Below are 17,373 nucleotides of genomic sequence, written 5' to 3'. Positions count from 1 at the left end.
GGTCAGCGGGCCGGAGTGGCTGCCGCCAACCGCTCGGCCCCCTCGGCGATGTTGCGGGCCATCCCACCGAAGACCACCGCGTGAAACGGGGTCACCGCAGCCCAGTACGCGTGCCCGGCCAGTCCTCGGGGCAGGAACACCGCCCGCTGCCGGTAGCTGACCTGACCGGTGTCGTCCCGCTGCACCCGCATCTCCAGCCAGGCCCGGCCGGGCAGCCGCATCTCGGCGCGCAGTCGCAGCAGTTCGCCGGGGACGATCTCCTCCACCCGCCAGAAGTCCAGTGCCTCGCCGACCCGCAACTGGTGCGGGTGACGCCGGCCCCGACGCAGCCCCACCCCGCCGACCAGCCGGTCCAACCAGCCGCGCACGGACCAGGCGAGCGGGAACGAGTACCAGCCGTTCTCTCCGCCGACCCCCTCGATCACCTGCCACAGCGCCTCCGGCGGTGCCGCCACCGTCTGCTCCCGCAGGTCGGTGTAGGCGGTGCCGCCGCTCCAGTGCGGGTCGCTGGGCAACGGCTCGGCGGGTGCGTCCGCACCGGCGGCGGTCGACCAGCGGGTCTCCACCTGGGCGTCGCGTACCTTGGCCAGCGCCAGCTCGACGGCCTGGTCGAAACCGGTGAGTCCGCCCGACGGGTCCGGCAGGTACGTCGCGATGTCGTGCTCGTGCGCGACCGCTTCGTGTACCAGACTCTCCACCAGCGGCCGGGCGAGCGCGTTCGGCACCGGGGTGATCAACCCGACCCAGTGCGACGAGAGAGTCGGCGTCAGCAGGCGTACCGGTAGCAGCAGCCGACGGGAGAGCCCGGCCACCCGGGCGTAGCGCTGCATCATCTCGGCGAAGGTCAGCACGTCCGGACCGGCGATGTCGAAGGCCCGGTTGACCTCCGGCGGCAGCCCGGCGCTGCCGACCAGGTAGTAGAGCACGTCACGGACCGCGATCGGCTGGATCCGGTTGCTGACCCAGCGCGGGGTGACCATCACCGGCAGCCGCTCGGTCAGGTAGCGCAGCATCTCGAACGACGCCGAGCCGGAGCCGAGGATCACCGCCGCCCGCAGCACCACCGTGGGCACGCCGCTGTCCAGCAGGATCCGCGCCACCTCGGTGCGGGAACGCAGGTGCGCCGAGGCGGCGTCGTCGGGGGCCGGCTCCGGTCCGCCCAGGTAGACGATGCGGCGTACGCCTGCGGCGCGGGCCGCCTCGGCGAAGGTCGTCGCGGCCTGCCGGTCGGCGGCTTCGAAGCCGGCCTGACCGAGCGAGTGCACCAGGTAGTACGCCACGTCGACGTCGTCGAAGACCCCGGCGAGACTTTCCGGCCGGCTCAGGTCGCCCTCGACCACCTCGACCTGCGAGGCCCACGGCACGTCGCGCAGCCGGTTGGCCCGCCGTGCCAGGCAGCGCACCGCGTATCCCTCGTCCAGCAGGCGTGGCGCCAGGCGCCCGCCGATGTATCCGGTCGCTCCGGTCACCAGGCATCTCACGCCTCCAGTCTGCGGTCTCATAGACTCTGGCGCTGTGGAGACCGCCGAGGGCACCTTCTGGGGGCCGGACTTCGAGCAGCTCAGCACGGCCGACCCGGAGATCGCGGAGGTGGTGCTGGGCGAGCTGGACCGGCTGCGTGGCGGGCTGCAACTGATCGCCAGCGAGAACCTCACCTCGCCCGCGGTGCTGGCCGCGCTGGGCTCCACGCTCACCAACAAGTACGCCGAGGGCTATCCGGGCCGGCGCTACTACGGCGGCTGCGCGCAGGTGGACCGGGCCGAGGAACTCGGCATCGCCCGGGCGAAGGACCTCTTCGGCGCCGAGCACGCCAACCTCCAGCCGCACTCCGGCGCGAGCGCCAACCTGGCCGCGTACGCCGCCCTGGTGCAGCCGGGTGACACGGTGCTGGCGATGGAGCTGCCGCACGGTGGGCACCTGACCCACGGCAGCCGGGTGAACTTCTCCGGCCGGTGGTTCAAGCCGGTCGGCTACACCGTCCAACGGGACACCGAGCTGATCGACTATGACGAGGTCAGGGATCTCGCCCGTACCCACCAGCCCAAGATGATCATATGTGGGGCGACCGCCTACCCACGGCTGATCGACTTCGCCCGGTTCCGGGAGATCGCCGACGAGGTCGGCGCGTACCTGATGGTGGACGCCGCGCACTTCATCGGGCTGGTCGCCGGGCAGGCGATCCCGTCACCGGTGCCGTACGCCGACGTGGTCTGCGCGACCACCCACAAGGTGCTGCGCGGCCCGCGCGGCGGCATGATCCTCTGCCGGGAGACGCTGGCCGAACGGATCGACAAGGCGGTCTTCCCGTTCACCCAGGGCGGCCCGCTGATGCACGCCGTGGCCGCCAAGGCGGTCGCGCTGCACGAGGCGGCGCAACCGGCGTACCGCAGTTACGCCGCGCAGGTGGTGGCAAATGCGCGGGCGCTGGCCGACGGGTTGGCGGCCGAGGGGATGCGGCCGGTCTCCGGCGGCACCGACACCCACCTGGCCCTGATCGACCTGCGGGAGACCGGGGTCACCGGGGCCGAGGCGGAGGCGCGGTGCGACGCGGCGACCATCACGTTGAACAAGAACGCGATCCCGTACGACCCGCAGAAGCCGATGGTCGCCTCGGGGATCCGGGTGGGCACGCCCAGCGTCACCACCCAGGGCATGGGGGAGGCACAGATGCGTCAGGTCGCCGGGCTGATCGCCCGGGCGGTGCGGACCGATCCGTCCACCCCCGGTGGCGTCGACGAACTGGCCCGGATCGCCGTCGACGTGGCCGAACTGGCCGCCGAGTTCCCGGCGTACCCCCGGTGAGCGCGCCCACGGACGGACCCGGCGTAACCCCGGCGACCGCGCCCCGGGCCGGGGAACCCGGCGCCATCCGGGCCCGGCTGCCGTACCTGCGCCTGCCACTGCTCGCCTGCGCCGCGCTGGCCGTGGTCGCGGTGCCGACCGCCGCGCTGCTGCGCGGCCCGACCGGTGCGGCCGGGGTGGCCGCCGGCATCGCGCTGGTGATCGTCAGCTACCTGATCTCGGGCCTCTCGGTGGCCTGGGCCGACGCGGTCCACCCGCGACTGATCATGTCGGTGGGGCTGGTCACCTACGCCACGAAGATCGTCATCCTCGGGGTGGCGATGGCGGCCGTGGCGGCCACCGGCTGGCCGGGCCTGCCGGACATGGGTGCGGCAATCATCGCGGCCGTGGTGGTGTGGACCGGTGCCCACCTGACCTGGGCGTTGCGCTCCCCGCTGCCCAGCGTGGACCGTCCGTCGGATCACTGACCGTACGGCTGGCGTTTCCCCGGCGTTTCGTCGGCCTGTCCGGCCGGCCGGACAGGAGTAGGCTGACTCCGGCTTGACGCGCCGCACCCGCCGCCCGCACGCTGCTCGCAGTGTGGGGGGTGCCGCACACTCGCGAAACACCCGGCTGATAGTGTTCGCCTCGTCATGGCCGACAACCCACACCGCAGAAGCCCCGATGAACACTCGTCGGAAGGTGTCGCCGGAGCCGTCCTCGGCTACCTGCTCGCCGGCATCGTGGTGTGGGGATTCCTCGGCTGGTTGGCGGGGGAGTTCCTGGGCCTGCCGACCGGCGTCGGAATCGCCGTGGGCATGATGCTCGGCGCAGCCGGAGCGATCTACCTGATCATGAAGAGGCTCAGTGCCTGAGTGCCGGCACGCGCGGGTCTGTCGAGTGCGGAGGATGACACGGTGAGCGGACAGCTTGTCGCCGCAGAGGGCCTTCCCTGGCCCCCCAGCGTCGGAGACTTCTACCCGCCGGATCTCGCCGGCCCGTGGGTCACGAAGTTCACGCTGATGATCTGGCTGGCCGTCGGGCTTCTGATCATCTTCTTCATGGCCACGTACCGGAACCCGAAGCTGGTGCCGAGCAAGGGCCAGTGGATGGCTGAGTCGATCTACGGCCTGGTCCGGGACAACATCGCCCGCGAGCAGATGGGCAAGGACGGCATCCGGTTCGCGCCGTACTTCACCGTGCTGTTCTGCTTCATCGCGGTGACAAACCTCTTCGGCGTCACCCCCGGGTTGCAGATCTCCCCGAACTCGCACATCGCCTTCCCGATCGTGCTAGCCGTGATCACCTACGTGATGTACCTCTACATCGGTGTCCGCAAGCAGGGTCTGGGCCGCTACCTCAAGCAGAGCCTGATCATCCCGGGCGTGCCGTGGCCGATGCACGTCCTGCTGATCCCGATCGAGTTCCTGCAGAACTTCATCAACCGACCCGTCACGCTTGCGGTACGACTCTTCGCCAACATGTTCGCCGGCCACCTGATCCTGCTGGTGTTCACCGTCGGCGGCTTCGTGATGCTGGCCTCGGACAACATCTTCATCCAGGTGACGTCGGTCTTCTCGTTCCTGATGGCGATCCTGATGGCCTTCTTCGAGGTGCTCGTCGCGCTGTTGCAGGCATACGTGTTCGTCACCCTGACCGCCAACTACATCGGCACGTCGCTCGCCGACGGGCACTGATCCACAGACCTCGGCGGGCCGCCCGGCCCGACCAAGCTTCCGGTACGACCGCGTACGCGTGAGAACTCACGCGTCTACTAGGAGGAATACCCGCAATGGACGTTATTGCCGCCATCGAGGGCAGCGTCAACACCATCGGTTACGGTCTCGCCGCCATCGGCCCCGGCATCGGTGTCGCCCTGGTCTTCGCGGCCTACATCCAGGCCAGCGCCCGCCAGCCGGAGTCCGCCGGCTACAACCGCACCTGGCTGGTCCTGGGCTTCGCGCTGGTCGAGGCGCTCGCCCTGTTCGGCCTGGTGCTCGCGTTCGCAGTCTGACGTAGCCCGACGCGACCCGGAGGTCTGACATGTATGTCGCCGCTGAAGGTGTAGAGCACCACCCGCTCGTGCCGATCTGGCAGGAGCTCGTCATCGGGTCGATCGCCTTCGCCCTGCTCTGCTTCGTGCTGCTGAAGTTCGTGATGCCGCGCATGGAGGCGATGTACCAGGCGCGGGTCGACGCGATCGAGGGCGGTCTCAAGCGTGCCGAGGCTGCTCAGGCCGAGGCCAACCAGCTGCTTGAGCAGTACCGGGCCCAGCTCGCCGAGGTGCGTACCGAGGCGGCCCGGATCCGGGACGACGCCCGCGCCGACGCCGAGTCGATCCGTACGGAGATCCTGGCCAAGGCCCGGGAGGAGTCCGACCGGATCATCGCCGCCGGCCGGGAGTCGCTGGCCGTGGAACGCCAGACCATCGTGCGCGAGCTGCGCGCGGAGGTCGGCGGCCTCGCGGTCGACCTGGCCAGCCGGATCGTGGGCGAGTCGCTCGCCGACGAGGCCCGCCGCAAGGGCACCGTCGAGCGGTTCCTCACCGACCTCGAGAGCGCGGGGGCCCGCTGATGCAGGCCGCCAGCCGGGATTCCTACGCTGCCGCGCTCACGCGGCTGGAGGAGTACGTCGCCGGTGCCGAGCCGTCGACCGTGGCCGGCACCGGTGCGGAGCTGCTCGCCGTCGCGGACCTGCTGCGGCGGGAGGTCCGGCTGCGCCGGGCGCTCTCCGACCCGGCCCGCGAGGGTGCGGACCGCGCCGGCCTGCTGAACTCGGTGCTCTCCGGCAAGGTCGGCGCGGACACGCTCGACCTGCTCGGGGCCCTGGTCACCGGACGCTGGTCCGCGCCGTCGGAACTGCTCGACGGCGCGGAGAGCCTCGGTGTGCAGGCGCTGCTTGCCAGCGCGGACCGCGCCGACGAGCTGGGCGAGGTGGAGGACGAGCTGTTCCGCTTCGGCCAGGTGGTCGCCGCGGACCCGCAGCTGTCCAACGCCCTGTCCGACCCGATGGCGCCGGTGGCGCAGCGGGCCGAACTGGTCGGGATGCTCCTGACGGGCAAGGCCCGGCCGGTGACGGTGCGGTTGGCGGAGGCGGCGCTGGCCGGCTTCGGTGGCCGGTCGTTCACCGCCGCGTTGTCCCGGCTGGTGGAGTTGGCGGCGGAGCGGCGGGACCGGCAGGTCGCGTACGTGACGGTCGCCGCTCCGCTCACCGAGGAGGAGGAGCGACGCCTGGGCGATCGGCTTTCCGCCATATACGATCGACAGGTTGCTGTCAAGCTTACGGTTGACCCGACGATCCTCGGTGGAGTGAGCGTACGGGTGGGTTCGGACCTCTACGACGGGACGATCCTGCGCCGCCTCAACGAGACCCGCAACGCGCTCGCGAAGCGCTGACCAGCACCCCGCGAAGCGCCCGGAAAGACAGTCGACCCGAGGACCGGTCGGTACTAGGTATCCCGGGCCCCTGATACTTAAGGAAGCAGAGGATGGCCGAGCTGACCATCTCGACGGAGGAGATTCGCGGCGCCCTGGAGCGCTACGTCTCCTCCTACTCGCCCGACGTCTCCCGTGAGGAGGTCGGCACCGTCGCCGACACCGGCGACGGCATCGCCCACGTCGAGGGCCTGCCCTCGACCATGACCAACGAGCTGCTGGAGTTCGAGGACGGCACGCTCGGCGTGGCGCTGAACCTCGACGTCCGGGAGATCGGTGTCGTCGTCCTCGGCGACTACTCCGGGCTGGAGGAGGGGCAGCGCGTCAAGCGCACCGGCCGGGTCCTCTCGGTGCCGGTCGGCGACGCCTTCCTGGGGCGCGTGGTCAACGCGCTCGGCCAGCCGATCGACGGCCTCGGCGAGATCGCCGACGAGGGCTACCGCGAGCTGGAGCTCCAGGCCCCCAACGTGATGGCCCGGCAGTCCGTCTTCGAGCCGATGCAGACCGGCATCAAGGCCATCGACGCGATGACCCCGATCGGTCGCGGCCAGCGGCAGCTGATCATCGGTGACCGGAAGACCGGCAAGACCACTGTCGCCCTGGACACCATCCTCAACCAGCGGGAGAACTGGGCCTCCGGCGACCCGAAGAAGCAGGTCCGCTGCATCTACGTCGCCATCGGTCAGAAGGCCTCCACCATCGCCGGCATCAAGGGCATCCTTGAGGAGGCGGGCGCGATGGAGTACACCACAATCGTGGCCTCTCCGGCGTCGGATCCGGCCGGCTTCAAGTACCTCGCCCCGTACACCGGCTCGTCGATCGGCCAGCACTGGATGTACGGCGGCAAGCACGTGCTCGTGGTCTTCGACGACCTGAGCAAGCAGGCCGAGGCGTACCGCGCCGTGTCGCTGCTGCTGCGCCGTCCGCCGGGCCGCGAGGCGTACCCGGGTGACGTCTTCTACCTGCACTCCCGGCTGCTGGAGCGCTGCGCGAAGCTCTCCGACGAGATGGGTGGCGGCTCGATGACCGGCTTGCCGATCATCGAGACCAAGGCCAACGACATCTCGGCCTTCATCCCGACCAACGTCATCTCGATCACCGACGGTCAGATCTTCCTGGAGACCGACCTGTTCAACCAGGGCGTCCGGCCGGCGATCAACGTCGGTACCTCGGTCTCCCGGGTCGGCGGTGCCGCCCAGGTGAAGCCGATGAAGAAGGTCTCCGGTTCGCTGCGGCTGAACCTGGCCCAGTTCCGTGAGCTGGAGGCGTTCGCCGCCTTCGCCTCCGACCTGGACAAGGCCTCCCGCGCCCAGCTGGACCGTGGTGCCCGCCTGGTGGAGCTGCTCAAGCAGCCGAACTACTCGCCGTACCCGGTGCAGGAGCAGGTGGTGGCCGTCTGGGCCGGCACCGAGGGCAAGCTGGACGACGTCCCGGTCGGCGACGTGCGGCGCTTCGAGACCCAGTTCCTGGAGCACCTGCGGCGCAAGCACAACGCCACGCTCCAGGCGATCGCCGACAACAAGTGGGACGACGACATCATCGCCACCCTCGACTCGGCCGTCGCGGAGTTCAAGCAGGGCTTCCTCGGCCGCGAGGACGAGCGCACGATCAACGAGGCGCCGGCGGCGCCGCTGGAGGGCGAGGCCGAGCACGAGACGGTCACCCGCTACAGCGGCGAGGCTCCGGCCGAGAAGCAGTAGGGCCGGGCCATGGCGGCGCAGGTACGTGTTCTTCGTCAACGGATCCGCTCGGCGAAGGGGATGAAGAAGATCACCAAGGCGATGGAGCTCGTGGCGACGAGCCGGATCGCCAAGGCCCAGGCCCGGGTGGAGGCGTCCCTGCCGTACGCCCAGGCCGTCACCGGCGTGCTCACCGCGCTGGCGTCCAACGCCTCGGTCGACCACCCGCTGCTCACCCCGCGCGAGCGGGTGCGGCGGGCGGGCGTCCTGCTGGTGACCGCCGACCGGGGTCTGGCCGGCGGCTACAGCTCCAACGCCATCCGGACGGCGGAGTCGTTGATCGCTCGGCTCAAGGCCGACGGCAAGGAGCCGGTGCTCTACGTCATCGGACGCAAGGGCGTCTCGTTCTACCGGTTCCGCAACCGGCCGATCGAGGCCAGCTGGACGGGCTTCTCGGAGCAGCCGTCCTTCGCCGACGCCCGCGAGGTCGGTGACACCCTGATCAAGGCGTTCACCGCCGGTGCGGACGACAGCGACGGCGATCCGGGCCCGGACGGGGTACGCGGCGTGGACGAGTTGCACATCGTCTACACCGAGTTCAAGTCCCTGATGACGCAGAACCCGATCACCCGCATCATCGGGCCGTTGCAGATCGAGGAACGGCCCCGGTCGGAGGGCGTCCTGCCGGCGTACGAGTTCGAGCCGGACGCGGAGGCGCTGCTCGACGCGCTGCTGCCGAAGTACATCAACACGCGGATCTACGCGGCGTTGCTGGAGTCGGCGGCCAGCGAGTCGGCGGCCCGGCGGCGGGCGATGAAGAGCGCCACCGACAACGCCGAAGAGATGATCGACAAGTACACGCGTGAGATGAACTCGGCCCGCCAGGCCGGGATCACCCAGGAGATCAGCGAGATCGTCGGCGGCGCGAACGCGCTGGCCGCGTCGGGAAGTGAAGTGTGATGACTGCCCCAGTAGAGACCAAGACGGCCACGGGTCGCGTGGTCCGGGTCATCGGCCCGGTCGTCGACGCCGAGTTCCCGCGTGACGCCATGCCGGACCTGTTCAACGCGCTGCACGTGGACGTGACCCTGTCCGGCGGCGAGAAGACGCTGACCCTGGAGGTCGCCCAGCACCTGGGTGACAACCTGGTCCGCGCCATCTCGATGCAGCCGACCGACGGTCTGGTGCGCGGTGCCGACGTGCGGGACACCGGCTTCCCGATCCGGGTGCCGGTCGGCGACGCGGTCAAGGGCCACGTGTTCAACGCCATCGGCGAGTGCCTCAACCTCACCGAGGGCGAGACCATCCAGGCCGATGACCACTGGGGCATCCACCGCAAGGCCCCGGCCTTCGCGGACCTGGAGCCGAAGACCGAGATGCTGGAGACCGGCATCAAGGTCATCGACCTGCTCGCCCCGTACGTCAAGGGCGGCAAGATCGGCCTGTTCGGCGGTGCCGGGGTGGGCAAGACGGTGCTCATCCAGGAGATGATCACCCGAGTGGCCCGCAACTTCGGTGGTACCTCGGTCTTCGCCGGCGTGGGTGAGCGCACCCGTGAGGGCAACGACCTGATCCACGAGATGACCGACTCCGGCGTCATCGACAAGACCGCTCTGGTCTACGGCCAGATGGACGAGCCGCCGGGCACCCGGCTGCGGGTCGCGCTCTCCGCGCTGACCATGGCGGAGTACTTCCGTGACGTGAAGAAGCAGGAGGTGCTGCTCTTCATCGACAACATCTTCCGCTTCACCCAGGCCGGTTCCGAGGTCTCCACCCTGCTGGGCCGGATGCCCAGCGCGGTGGGTTACCAGCCGACCCTGGCCGACGAGATGGGTGAGCTCCAGGAGCGGATCACCTCCGTCCGGGGCCAGGCCATCACCTCGATGCAGGCGATCTACGTGCCGGCGGACGACTACACCGACCCGGCCCCGGCCACCACGTTCGCCCACCTCGACGCGACCACCAACCTGGAGCGGTCCATCTCCGACAAGGGCATCTACCCGGCGGTGGACCCGCTGGCCTCCTCGTCGCGGATCCTGGCCCCCGAGTTCGTCGGCCAGGAGCACTTCCAGGTGGCCAGCGAGGTGAAGCGGATCCTCCAGCGCTACAAGGACCTGCAGGACATCATCGCCATCCTCGGTATCGAGGAACTCTCCGAGGAAGACAAGATTACGGTCCAGCGGGCCCGGCGGATCGAGCGCTTCCTGTCGCAGAACACCTACGCGGCGGAGCAGTTCACCGGTGTGCCGGGCTCGACGGTCCCGATCAAGGAGACCATCGAGGCCTTCCGCAAGATCAGCGAGGGCGAGTACGACCACTTCCCCGAGCAGGCGTTCTTCATGTGCGGTGGGCTCGACGACCTGGAGAAGAAGGCCGCCGAGCTGATGAAGGGCTGACCCTTCGCGCCGACACCTCGCAAGACACGAAAGAAGAAGGCCGCCCCGGTAACCCCGGGGCGGCCTTCTGTTCATCTTCGCGACGTACCATCGCCGCTGCCCGGTTTCCCGTGCTCGGCGATCACGCCGAGTGCGAGATACCGTCAATGCGATGTCCAGGAAGGCAACCCGCGCCGTGTCGAGACACAGCCCGGTACATGTCGTGGACACCGCACAGCCACGCTCATGCGCCGATGAGCGTTGATTGGTTAAACCATTCGGCCCCGCGCGCCCGTACTTCCCCCCGGGGGCGTGACGAACGGAGATGCTTGTGGGTAAGGCCGGCAGACGCGGCAAGCGTGGTGGGCGCTCGTCGGTGTGGCGGGGTGTGCCCCGCTGGGCGCAGCTCTGCACTATCTTCGGCGTTGTCCTGATGGTGCTCAGCGGGACCAGCCTGGTGGGCGCGGAGGCGCTGATGGCCCGCTACGAGGGCGCAGTCGGCAAGGCGGACCTCTTCGGCGACCAGGCGGCCGGCGCCACTCCCAAGAGCGACATCAAGGGTCCGCTCAACATCCTGCTGGTCGGCATCGACCCCCGCGACAAGGACACTCCGCCGCTGTCCGACGCGATCATGGTGCTGCACGTGCCGAAGGAGATGGACCGCGCGTACCTCTTCTCCCTGCCGCGTGACCTCTACGTGGAGATCCCGCCGTTCGAGAAGGCTGACTTCCCCGGCGACACAACCAAGCTGAACGCGGCGATGTCGTACGGCAGCCGGGTGCCCGGCGGGAAGCCGGACGCGGCGAAGGGCTTCGAGTTGCTCGCCATCACCGTGCAGCGGGTCACCGGCATCAAGCGGTTCGACGCGGGCGCGATCATCAACTTCTCCGGCTTCCAGAAGATCGTCGACGCCATGGGCGGCGTCACGATGAAGATCGAGCGGGAGGTCCGTTCGGAGCATCGGGAGCCGAACGGCAAGCACCGCCAGGGCAACCCCAACGGCGAGGGGTACATCGGGCCGCAGGCCGTGTACCCGAAGGGCAAGCAGCACCTGAGCGGCTGGCAGGCGCTGGACTACGTCCGCCAGCGGTACCCGGAGAACGGTGTCCCCGACGGTGACTACGGTCGGCAGCGGCACCAGCAGCAGTTCGTCAAGGCGATGGCGGGTCAGGCCCTCAGCGCCGACGTGGTGACCAACCCGGTCAAGCTGGACAAGGTGCTCCGTGCGGCCGGCGAGTCCCTGATCTTCAGCGGCCGGGGGCACAGCGTGGTCGACTTCGCCGTCGCCCTCAAGGACATCCGTCCCGGCAACATCCAGATGATCAAGCTGCCGGGTGGCGGGATCAAGGAGAACGGCAAGTACCTCGGTGAACAGTTCGCACCCGAGGTGGACGACTTCTTCGTGGCTCTGGAGCGGGGACTGTTGGACCCGTTCCTGCTCGAACATCCGAAGTTGGTGAACAGGAGCTGATCGTGGCGCGGGTCTTGGCACCCGCCTGAAGAACTGGTCCCGGGCGCGACTAGAATTTCCCCAATCCGCCGCCTCAGCAAGGAGACAGCGTGGCAGAGCAGCTTAACGTCCAGCTCGTGGCCGTCGAGGAGAAGGTCTGGTCGGGCAAGGCCGAGATGGTCATGGCCCGGACGACCGAAGGTGAGCTGGGTGTGCTGCCGGGGCACGCGCCCCTGCTCGGCCAGCTCGCCGAGCCCGGCCAGGTACGCATCAAGCTCCCCGGGGGTGAGCAGCTCAGCTACGACGTGGCCGGCGGCTTTCTCTCGGTCAGCGAGCAGGGCGTGACGGTACTGGCCGAGACCGCCACTCCGGCCTCCGCAGTTTCCGGCAACTGAGCCGACCCGCCGATGGAGATCGTCGAAGGGGTCGGAATCGGCGTCGCTGTGCTCCTCGGCGCGTTCTTGTTTCTCTTCATCCGGCGGGCTCTGGTCACCCGTAGCGGAGGCATAATCCGGCTCAGCGTCCGGACCTCCACCATGCTCGACGGCCGCGGTTGGTCGCCCGGTTTCGGTCGCTTCGTCGGCGACGAGCTTCGGTGGTACCGGATGTTCAGTTTCGCCGTACGTCCCAAGCGGGTGCTGTCCCGTGAAGGGCTGGCGGTCGAACGACGGCGACTGCCCGAGGGGCAGGAACGAATGTCCATGCCGGCCGACTGGATCATCCTCCGCTGTACCAGTCGACACGCCCCGGTCGAGATCGCCATGGCACGATCCACCGTCACCGGGTTTCTCTCCTGGCTCGAGGCCGCCCCTCCGGGGGCGGTCTCGCCACGTATGGCCTCCCAGGACTGGCCGGCCGCCTGATCCGTCGCCGCCTGGGTGTGGCCCGCCGTGCCCGGCTCCGGGCGGTCAGGCTTGATCCCTGCGCCGGGCACGGCGGGCCACACCCTCGTCGTGGGCGGACACCGCCCGGATGTGTCGGGTGTCGGCTTTCCGGGTTCCGCTGGTCGGGGGCGTGGTGTTCCGTGGTGGCGTGTGGGTGTGGTGTCGGTTTGGGTCGGGGTGCGCGGTCGGCTCGGGGTGGAATGGCTCAGGGGGCGGTGGCGTTGTAGACGGGTGAACGACCGAGGAAGACACCGCCTGCCGGTGGTGGGTGCGGGCCCCGGGAATGATGGCGGGCCGCCGGTCGTTGGACATGGTCCCGGCGACGTGAAGCGGCGACACGCCCCGCGTGCCGGAGATCTTTTCCCCCTTTTGTTGTGAGCGCCTGTCGGTGCTTGCGTGCGCCTGACCGATTCCCCTGTCGGTGTGGGTGTGCGTCGACCCCCGGATGGAGCTTTGTCATGAACTCGATGCTGCGTAAGAGTGTGTTGGGTGTTGCGGGTCTGGCGTTCACCGGTGGTCTGTTCGCCGGTCCGGTGGCCGCCCACGCCGATGTCACCCCGGTCAAGACCGGCCCGGTCGCGGCGGTGGTGCAGGCCGACAAGCCCGACACCAGCAAGCTGCTGCCGCACGGCGCCCCCAGCAACCAGTCGACGATCGAGTTGAACGACGAGCAGGTCGGCAATGTGAAGGCGATCATCGCGGCGACGAAGAAGGCCGGGATGGACGAGCGGGCCGCGGTCGTGTCGATCGCGACGGCGTTGCAGGAGTCGAAGTTGGAGAACCTGGGTCACCTGGGTGACCGCAACGACCACGACTCGCAGGGCCTGTTCCAGCAGCGTCCGTCGTCGGGTTGGGGCACGGTGGAGCAGATCACCGACCCCGAGTATGCGACCCTGGCGTTCCTGAAGGGGTTGAAGCAGGTCGACGGCTGGCAGGACATGCCCCTCACCCAGGCAGCGCAGACCGTGCAGGTGTCGGCCTACCCCGACCACTACGCCCAGTGGGAACAGCAGGCCGCCGACCTCGTCGCCGAACACTGGGCCAGCTGACCCCCACCACGGTCAGACAACAACCGAAGACATTCCTCCACAGGGGGAGCAGAAAGCCGCTGGCCGGCACCCGACACCCCGGGTGCCGGCCAGCGGCACATCCAACAACACCAGACAGCAGACCCACCAGACCGCAGACCCACCCCGGCTGGCCCACGCCCGGACGGGGGCCGACCAGGTCAGGCTGGGGGCGACCGTGCCCGGCGCAGGGATCAAGCCTGACCGCCCGAAGCCGGGCACGGTCGCCCCCAGCCCAAACCGCAACCACCCCAAAGCCAGGCACGGCAGCCTCAGCCAACAACAGCAACCACCCGGGCAGCCTTCAGCCCGAGGCCACCAACTCCACCTCGTACCCCTGACCATCGGCCAGGTACCCGGCGTACGTGTCGGGTCCGCCGGCGTACGGGTGCCGGTCGGCGAAGAGCAGTTCCCAGCCGTACGCCGGTGCCTGCTCGACCAGCCGGTCCACGGCGGCGGCCGAGCCGGCGTGGAAGGCCAGGTGGTTGAGGCCCGGGGCGCGCCGGTCGTGGCGGCTGCCGGTCAGCGCTGGTGATGCCTCAAGCACCAGATACGTCGAGCCGAGTCGCCAGGAGTGGCCGGCCGGCCACTGCTGGAACGGCGTCCAGCCCAACTCGCCGAGCAGCCAGCCCCAGCTACGCATTGCGGCGTTCAGGTCGGGTATCCAGAGCTCCACGTGGTGCAGCGCACCGACGGTTACCGCCCTCCGCCCGGCACCCATAGCACGTCTCCGTCCGGATTTGCCGTTCTTGAGAGGATAAAGAGCAGATCCGACAGCCGGTTGAGATACTTTGCCGGGAGGTGGCTGGTCCGGTCGGGGTCGTGTGCGATGAGCGCCCACGCCGACCGCTCGGCGCGCCGGGCGATCGTCCGCGCCACGTGCAGCAGTGCCGCGCCCGCGGTGCCGCCGGGGAGGATGAAGGAGTCGAGGTTGCTCAGGCGTGCGTTGTACTCGTCGCACCAGCCCTCGAGGCGCTCGACGTACTCCTCCGTGACCCGCAGCGGCGGATACTTCGGGTCCGGTTCGACAGGCGTGGACAGGTCGGCGCCCACGTCGAACAGGTCGTTCTGGATCGACCCCAGCACCGCCCGGAGCGCGTCGGGTAGCTGGCCCAGGGCGAGGGCCACGCCGAGGGCGGCGTTGCACTCGTCGACGTCGGCGTACGCGACGATCCGTGGATCGTTCTTCGGCACCTGCTCGTTGTTGCTCAGCCTGGTCATGCCGGCGTCGCCGGCCTTGGTGTAGATGCGCGTGAGGTGGACGGCCATGACGCACAGCCTACGGATACCGGACCTGACGATCCCGGCCCGGCCGGACGCCGGCACGGGTTGGCCTGCGGGCGTCGGCCCGGGTGACGCCGGTGATCCCGCGATCGCCGATGTCGACGTCATCCGGGTACGCGGTGGCGCCCGGCTCGCCGGCACGGTGCACGTGGTCGGTGCGAAGAACTCGGCGCTCAAGCTGATGGCCGCCGCGCTGCTCGCTCCCGGCCGCACGGTGATCACCAACGTGCCCCGGATCACCGACATCGCCATCATGGGGGAGGTGCTGCGCCGCCTCGGCTGCGGCGTACGGTTCGACGCCGACGATCCGGTGGACCCGATGGTGGCGATCGGCGGGGTGGCCCGGTCCCGGTCGGTCGTCATCGACGTGCCGGAGCAGCCGGGCGTCGAGGCCGACTACGACCTGGTCCGCCGGCTGCGGGCGTCGATCTGCGTGCTGGGTCCGTTGCTGGCCCGCCGCGGGTACGTGCGGGTGGCCCATCCGGGCGGAGACGCGATCGGTTCGCGGGGTCTGGACATGCACATCTCCGGGCTGACCCGGATGGGTGCCGACATTTCCGGCGAGCACGGCTTCGTGATCGCCTCGGCCCCCGACCGGCTGCGTGGCGCGGAGATCGTGCTGGACTTTCCCAGCGTCGGGGCGACCGAAAACCTCATCATGGCGGCGGTGCTGGCCGAGGGCACCACCGTTATCGAAAACGCGGCCCGTGAGCCGGAGATCGTCGACATCTGCACGATGCTCCAGCGGATGGGTGCGCTGATCGACGGCGAGGGCACCTCGACCATCACCATCGTCGGCGTACCCCGGCTGAGCCCGGTCCGGCACGCCACGGTGGGGGACCGGATCGTCGCGGGGACCTGGGCGTTCGGCGCAGCGATGACCCGTGGCGACGTGACCGTCACCGGCCTGGATCCGGCGTTCCTGGAGGTCGCGCTCGACAAGGTGGTCACCGCCGGCGGCATGGTGGAGACCCGGGCGGACTCCTTCCGGGTACGCATGGACGAGCGACCCCGCGCGGTGGACGTGGTGACGCTGCCCTATCCGGGCTTCGCCACCGACCTGCTGCCGATGGCGATCGGGCTCGCGGCGCTCAGCGAGGGCGCCTCGCTGATCACCGAGAACATCTTCGACGGCCGGTTCATGTTCGCAAACGAGATGATGCGGCTGGGCGCGGACATCAAGACCGACGGGCACCACGCGGTGGTACGCGGCCGGGAGCGGCTCTCCGGCGCGCCGGTACGTGCGACCGACATCCGGGCCGGCGCCGGGCTCATCATCGCCGGGCTCTGTGCCGACGGGGTGACCGAGGTGTCGCACGTGCACCACGTCGACCGGGGCTATCCCGACTTCGTGGCCGACCTGCGGGCGCTCGGCATCGAGGTGGAGCGGGCGACCGCACCTGAGGAACCCGAGCTGACCATCTGATCGCCTTAGCGTGACCGGCAACAAAACTGGCGGGGCTGCGGCTCCACCGCCCTATTGCCGGTCGCGCTTAGTCATCGTTCAGCCCCGCCGACTAGGGTGCAGACAGACACACATTCGCAGCGAGGGAGAAGCAGCATGGCGGGTCGACTCGCGGTCGTCGGTGCCGGTCTGATGGGTTCGGGCATCGCCCAGGTGGCGGCGCAGGCGGGCTGGCAGGTGGTGCTGCGGGATCTGGATGAGACGGCGACGAAGCGCGGTCTGGACGGCATCCGGCGGTCGCTGACGAAGTTCGCGGAGAAGGGCAAGCTCACCGACGACGAGGTCGAGGCGGCACTCGGGCGGATCACCCCCACCACCGAGCTGGAGGCTGCCGGCGACGCGGACATCGTCATCGAGGCGGTCTTCGAGAAGCTGGAGATCAAGCACGAGGTGTTCCGCGCGCTGGACAAGATCTGCAAGGCAGACGCGGTGCTGGCCACCAACACCTCGGCGATTCCGGTGACCCAGATCGCGACGGCCACCGAGCGTCCGGAGGCGGTCGTCGGCACCCACTTCTTCTCGCCGGTGCCGATGATGAAGCTCTGCGAGCTGGTGCGTGGCTACAAGACCAGCGATGACACCCTGGAGCGGGCGAAGTCCTTCGCCGAGGAGATCGGCAAGACCGTCGTGGTGGTGAACCGGGACATCGCCGGCTTCGTCACCACCCGGCTGATCTGCGCGCTGGCCATGGAGGCGGTCAAACTGGTCGAGGCGGGCGTCATCTCCGCCGAGGACCTGGACACCGCCTGCCGGCTCGGCTTCGGGCACGCGATGGGCCCGCTGGCCACCGTCGACCTGACCGGTGTCGACGTGCTGCTGAACGCGACCCGCAACATCTACACCGACACGGCGGACGAGAAGTTCTTCCCGCCGGAGCTGTTGCAGCGGATGGCCACCGCAGGCGATCTGGGCCGCAAGACCGGCCAGGGCTTCTACTCGTACTGACGCCGCTGC

The 17,373-nt window shown here is 69.4% G+C and carries 19 protein-coding genes; 16 read left to right on the top strand and 3 right to left on the bottom strand.

Annotation, left to right across the window (positions count from 1 at the left end; translation table 11 throughout):
* Positions 1-2: 2 nt before the first annotated feature.
* On the bottom strand, positions 3-1,481 hold the full coding sequence (locus ACN26Z_RS26055) for an SDR family oxidoreductase (protein WP_421463777.1): 1,479 nt from the start codon (positions 1,479-1,481) through the stop codon (positions 3-5).
* Between the two features lie 34 nt (positions 1,482-1,515).
* Between ACN26Z_RS26055 and glyA the strand changes: the two genes are divergently transcribed.
* The 14 genes from glyA (at position 1,516) to ACN26Z_RS25985 (ending at position 13,652) form a co-directional block, all read left to right on the top strand.
* Entirely contained in the window at positions 1,516-2,802 is a 1,287-nt protein-coding gene (glyA, locus tag ACN26Z_RS26050; RefSeq protein WP_421463775.1) for a serine hydroxymethyltransferase, read from the top strand.
* The gene (locus ACN26Z_RS26045; RefSeq protein WP_093405418.1) at positions 2,799-3,269 is read left to right on the top strand and encodes a hypothetical protein; all 471 of its coding nucleotides are present in this window, start codon (positions 2,799-2,801) and stop codon (positions 3,267-3,269) included. Before glyA ends, ACN26Z_RS26045 begins: the two co-directional genes overlap by 4 nt.
* Before the next feature lie 165 nt (positions 3,270-3,434).
* Complete coding sequence (locus tag ACN26Z_RS26040; protein ID WP_093405421.1) at positions 3,435-3,656, top strand: hypothetical protein; 222 nt, start codon at positions 3,435-3,437, stop codon at positions 3,654-3,656.
* The gene (gene atpB, locus ACN26Z_RS26035) at positions 3,657-4,478 is read left to right on the top strand and encodes a F0F1 ATP synthase subunit A (RefSeq protein ID WP_093405424.1); all 822 of its coding nucleotides are present in this window, start codon (positions 3,657-3,659) and stop codon (positions 4,476-4,478) included.
* Positions 4,479-4,573: 95 nt separating this feature from the next.
* Positions 4,574-4,795, top strand: coding sequence for an ATP synthase F0 subunit C (gene atpE / locus ACN26Z_RS26030; protein WP_013735640.1), 222 nt, complete (start codon positions 4,574-4,576; stop codon positions 4,793-4,795).
* A 29-nt stretch (positions 4,796-4,824) separates the two neighbouring features.
* Positions 4,825-5,355: a F0F1 ATP synthase subunit B gene (locus ACN26Z_RS26025; protein WP_093405427.1), complete on the top strand. Its 531-nt coding sequence runs from the start codon at positions 4,825-4,827 to the stop codon at positions 5,353-5,355.
* Positions 5,355-6,176, top strand: coding sequence for a F0F1 ATP synthase subunit delta (locus ACN26Z_RS26020; RefSeq protein ID WP_421463771.1), 822 nt, complete (start codon positions 5,355-5,357; stop codon positions 6,174-6,176). Before ACN26Z_RS26025 ends, ACN26Z_RS26020 begins: the two co-directional genes overlap by 1 nt.
* Positions 6,177-6,268: 92 nt before the next feature.
* Complete coding sequence (atpA, locus tag ACN26Z_RS26015) at positions 6,269-7,915, top strand: F0F1 ATP synthase subunit alpha (protein WP_093405432.1); 1,647 nt, start codon at positions 6,269-6,271, stop codon at positions 7,913-7,915.
* A gap of 9 nt (positions 7,916-7,924) precedes the next feature.
* A complete protein-coding gene (locus tag ACN26Z_RS26010) occupies positions 7,925-8,854 on the top strand; it encodes a F0F1 ATP synthase subunit gamma (protein WP_093405436.1) in 930 nt (309 codons plus the stop codon).
* Positions 8,854-10,290, top strand: coding sequence for a F0F1 ATP synthase subunit beta (atpD, locus tag ACN26Z_RS26005; RefSeq protein WP_210941324.1), 1,437 nt, complete (start codon positions 8,854-8,856; stop codon positions 10,288-10,290). The genes ACN26Z_RS26010 and atpD overlap by 1 nt, the downstream gene beginning before the upstream one ends.
* 304 nt (positions 10,291-10,594) lie before the next feature.
* Positions 10,595-11,740 (top strand): LCP family protein, encoded by a 1,146-nt coding sequence (locus ACN26Z_RS26000; protein ID WP_282237014.1) that lies wholly within the window; start codon positions 10,595-10,597, stop codon positions 11,738-11,740.
* Between the two features lie 89 nt (positions 11,741-11,829).
* Positions 11,830-12,114, top strand: coding sequence for a F0F1 ATP synthase subunit epsilon (locus ACN26Z_RS25995; protein ID WP_421463768.1), 285 nt, complete (start codon positions 11,830-11,832; stop codon positions 12,112-12,114).
* A gap of 12 nt (positions 12,115-12,126) precedes the next feature.
* Entirely contained in the window at positions 12,127-12,582 is a 456-nt protein-coding gene (locus ACN26Z_RS25990) for a DUF2550 domain-containing protein (protein WP_093405446.1), read from the top strand.
* 479 nt (positions 12,583-13,061) lie between these two features.
* Positions 13,062-13,652, top strand: coding sequence for a hypothetical protein (locus tag ACN26Z_RS25985; protein ID WP_421463766.1), 591 nt, complete (start codon positions 13,062-13,064; stop codon positions 13,650-13,652).
* A gap of 322 nt (positions 13,653-13,974) precedes the next feature.
* Here the strand turns inward: ACN26Z_RS25985 and ACN26Z_RS25980 are convergent, their stop codons facing one another.
* Positions 13,975-14,391, bottom strand: coding sequence for a VOC family protein (locus ACN26Z_RS25980; protein ID WP_396887872.1), 417 nt, complete (start codon positions 14,389-14,391; stop codon positions 13,975-13,977).
* Positions 14,367-14,939, bottom strand: coding sequence for a cob(I)yrinic acid a,c-diamide adenosyltransferase (locus ACN26Z_RS25975; protein WP_093410647.1), 573 nt, complete (start codon positions 14,937-14,939; stop codon positions 14,367-14,369). The genes ACN26Z_RS25980 and ACN26Z_RS25975 overlap by 25 nt, the downstream gene beginning before the upstream one ends.
* Here ACN26Z_RS25975 and murA point away from each other — a divergent pair.
* Positions 14,938-16,380 (top strand): UDP-N-acetylglucosamine 1-carboxyvinyltransferase, encoded by a 1,443-nt coding sequence (gene murA, locus ACN26Z_RS25970; RefSeq protein WP_093410644.1) that lies wholly within the window; start codon positions 14,938-14,940, stop codon positions 16,378-16,380. The two genes, ACN26Z_RS25975 and murA, sit on opposite strands and share 2 nt — an antisense overlap.
* Before the next feature lie 135 nt (positions 16,381-16,515).
* A complete protein-coding gene (locus tag ACN26Z_RS25965) occupies positions 16,516-17,364 on the top strand; it encodes a 3-hydroxyacyl-CoA dehydrogenase family protein (RefSeq protein WP_282237018.1) in 849 nt (282 codons plus the stop codon).
* Positions 17,365-17,373: the final 9 nt, after the last annotated feature.

This window comes from Verrucosispora sp. WMMD703 (assembly GCF_049178935.1).
Taxonomy (GTDB): domain Bacteria; phylum Actinomycetota; class Actinomycetes; order Mycobacteriales; family Micromonosporaceae; genus Micromonospora; species Micromonospora sediminimaris.
This window is presented reverse-complemented; position numbering and strand designations above follow the sequence as displayed.